Annotated in this window: 4 protein-coding genes; 1 reads left to right on the top strand and 3 read right to left on the bottom strand. The window is 64.0% G+C overall.

Annotation, left to right across the window (positions count from 1 at the left end; translation table 11 throughout):
- Positions 1-459: sugar nucleotidyltransferase (locus CH271_RS19580; RefSeq protein WP_179277872.1), on the bottom strand; the 459-nt coding region annotated here is incomplete at its 3' end.
- A gap of 129 nt (positions 460-588) precedes the next feature.
- On the opposite strand from CH271_RS19580, the gene CH271_RS19575 reads away from it, so the two are divergent.
- Positions 589-1,107, top strand: coding sequence for a maleylpyruvate isomerase family mycothiol-dependent enzyme (locus tag CH271_RS19575; protein ID WP_170945859.1), 519 nt, complete (start codon positions 589-591; stop codon positions 1,105-1,107).
- 16 nt (positions 1,108-1,123) lie between these two features.
- Here the strand turns inward: CH271_RS19575 and CH271_RS19570 are convergent, their stop codons facing one another.
- Positions 1,124-1,675: a hypothetical protein gene (locus CH271_RS19570; protein ID WP_094634680.1), complete on the bottom strand. Its 552-nt coding sequence runs from the start codon at positions 1,673-1,675 to the stop codon at positions 1,124-1,126.
- Positions 1,672-2,448 (bottom strand): hypothetical protein, encoded by a 777-nt coding sequence (locus CH271_RS19565; RefSeq protein ID WP_143546081.1) that lies wholly within the window; start codon positions 2,446-2,448, stop codon positions 1,672-1,674. The genes CH271_RS19570 and CH271_RS19565 overlap by 4 nt, the downstream gene beginning before the upstream one ends.
- Positions 2,449-2,766: the final 318 nt, after the last annotated feature.

The raw sequence follows: 2,766 nt of genomic DNA, 5'->3' as shown, positions 1-2,766 counted from the left end.
CGCTTTGCGGTTGTCGTCGAATTCGATGACGCCGTAGGCGGTGGGGTCGGAGACCTCGTAGGCGAAGACGGCTCCGCCGTCGATGTGATCGAAGCGCGACAGTTGGGTGCCCAGGCCGGGGCCGTAGAAGATGTTGTCGCCCAACACCAGAGCTGCGGAGTCGGTGCCGATGTGCTCGGCTCCGAGGACGAAGGCTTGGGCGAGGCCGTTGGGCTCGTGTTGGACCTTGTAGGTCAGTTCGATGCCGAACTGGGAGCCGTCGCCGAGGAGGCGGGTGAACTGGTCGGCGTCCTGGGGTGTGGTGATGATGAGGATCTCGCGGATCCCGGCCAGGATCAGTGTCGAAAGCGGGTAGTAGATCATCGGTTTGTCGTAGACCGGGACCAGCTGCTTGCTGACGCCCATCGTGATCGGATGAAGACGCGAGCCCGTACCGCCCGCCAGAATGATTCCCCGCATGAACCCGCAGTCTTCCAGACCCCCCGGTCGACCGCGCGGTTGTGCCTGCCCCGTTCCGCTGCATGAGCTCCGAGGTGCACCTACGCTCGCCGCATACCCAGCCCTCCGAGAGAACCGAGGACAACGATCGTGACGAGCCGCACCCAGATCGAAACCGGTATCAGCCAGGTCACCGCTCTGCTCTCCACAGTCACCGAAGTCGACCGCGCATCGGCCACGCCCTGCACAGAATGGACCGTCGCCGAGCTGACGGACCACCTGGTGAACACCGCGGCCAACTTGGTGACCATGGCTCGAGGTGGCGAGATCGATTGGGCGGCGTCGCCCGAACCGTCGTCGGATCCGATTCCGCTGTGGACGGAGCGGACTCGCGAACTGCTGGCCGAGATCGATGCAGGTTCACCGTTGCCGCTCGGCATGGTCGCTGCGGAACTCTCGGTGCACGCGTGGGATCTCGCGACCGCACTCGGGCGCGGCACGGACGACCTCGACCAGACGGTGGCGGAGGAGGGGATGGTGTTCATGTCGGCCAACATGACCGACGAACGGCGGGGCGGTGCCTTCGATCCTGAGCAACCGGCACCCGACAGCGCAAACGCGTACGAGCGTTTGGCGGCTTTCGCCGGGCGCACTGTCCGAGGCTCCTGACAGTTCCAGCGGTCGATCACTCCCACTGAATTCGGTAAGGCGAAGTTCCGGTCTCGGCGATCGGAGTCGGCCATTCGTTCGGCCACACGATCTCCGCGGCATCGTCGAGAAACTCTCGGACGTCGTCGACGACGGGATTCGGCGCGGGATAGTCGATCCCGTGGGGCCGTCCGTAATCGGCCGCCCCGTCGAATTCGTCCACGTGGCCGACCGCGGCACGATCCGAGCTGCCACGATCGATGCCCGGTAGTGGCAGCGCGCTTGTGTGAGCGTTCAGCAGGTCATAGTTTCGCTGATCCTGATCGGCATACAGCCATGCCGCCCTGTTGAGTTCTGCACCCATTTCCCCGCAGTTGGCGGACAGGTGAACCTGCCGAGTGCGTGTCATCTCCTGAAAGCGTGCGAGATACGGCTGGAGTCGCTGCAGAATCTGCCCAATCACGTTCTCGCTCAGGCCTGCATGATCGAGCAGATAACGATGACTGGCCAGAGTGTCGCCGCCGATGCGATCGAGAAGATTTCCGAAGCCGGCTATTTCCGAGGATCTGGCGATCAGCGGTTCGGTCATTGCGTCTCGGTCCTTCTCAGTGACGAGACGAGGCCGTCGACGTCCTCATCGGAGAGTGCGTTCTCGACATCACGGTCGGCGAGCACGACGAAGACCGCGACCTCTGCCGTGGCGAAACCGGTAGTGGTGACAACGTCGAATGTGGCGCGGGGAGGAGGGCAGTACGGCGAATCCGGTACGTCTTCCACCAGGGCTGTGTAGCGGACAGCCGGGACTCCGTCGACCTGTAGATACTCGGGGTCGCTGATCTGAACAGTGGGTGCCAGTGACCCGTCTTGGTTGGTGAAGATCATCGACGCTTTCTGCGCTTCTCGATAGGCGAGGACCGTCAAGTCTCCGGCACGTCGACCGGTCATTCCGCTGATCGCCGAAGACTCGAACTCACCCCCCTCGCAATCGAATCGACCGTGGAGGCCCATTGCCCCGTACGTTGCGGTCGATCCGTCCTCGCCGACCCACTCCGAGAATCCGTCATTCCAGTTTTCCCAGTCCGCCGGTATTTCGTAGGTCCAGCCGAATTTGGTGGCGATGGGCTGCGGCTGGCCGTCGGGCACCTCGACTTTCGGTGGCGGCCGGTTCATGGACGGAAACCCCGGCGGCAGGGGTGGTGGGGGCGTGGTCGAGCCCGTGGGTTCCGGCGACACCGGAGGAAGGGCCTGTACCCCCTCGTACGGTTCCGGCACAGGCGGCGCACAGTGCGGGATTGCCCACATCATTCCGAACAGCACCGCTACTGATGCCGCGAGACGCAGCAGTATGTATCGAAGACGCATCGTCACTCCCCCCGAAGTCGAACAGAAGCTAGCACGCGCGCCCGACATGATGGGTCGACCTCCGGACGCGGTGCAACTACTGCTCCACTCGAAGGTCTCATCGCCGGGATCCCCACAGCTGGGGCGTCGAGTGGAGCATTCCGTGCAGCGCAGCACCCCCGCTGGGATGGCCAGTGGACCCGACAAGAACGGCCCGCACGAGCCTCCGCCGGTAAAGTGCCTGTTCATGAGAATTCTCGTCACGGGTGGGGCCGGGTTCATCGGCGCGAACTTCGTACATCAGACCCTCGCGCAGCGCCCCGACTCCCAGGTCACCGT

The organism is Rhodococcus sp. 05-340-2 (genome assembly GCF_002258915.1).
GTDB lineage: Bacteria > Actinomycetota > Actinomycetes > Mycobacteriales > Mycobacteriaceae > Rhodococcoides.
The sequence above is the reverse complement of the archived record's forward strand: the minus strand, read 5'-3'. Positions and strand labels throughout refer to the sequence as shown.

Coding starts and splice junctions, on each gene's coding strand:
- CH271_RS19565 (WP_143546081.1), bottom strand. CDS start 2,448: ATGCGTCTTCGATACATACTGCTGCGTCTCGCGGCATCAGTAGCGGTG.
- CH271_RS19570 (WP_094634680.1), bottom strand. CDS start 1,675: ATGACCGAACCGCTGATCGCCAGATCCTCGGAAATAGCCGGCTTCGGA.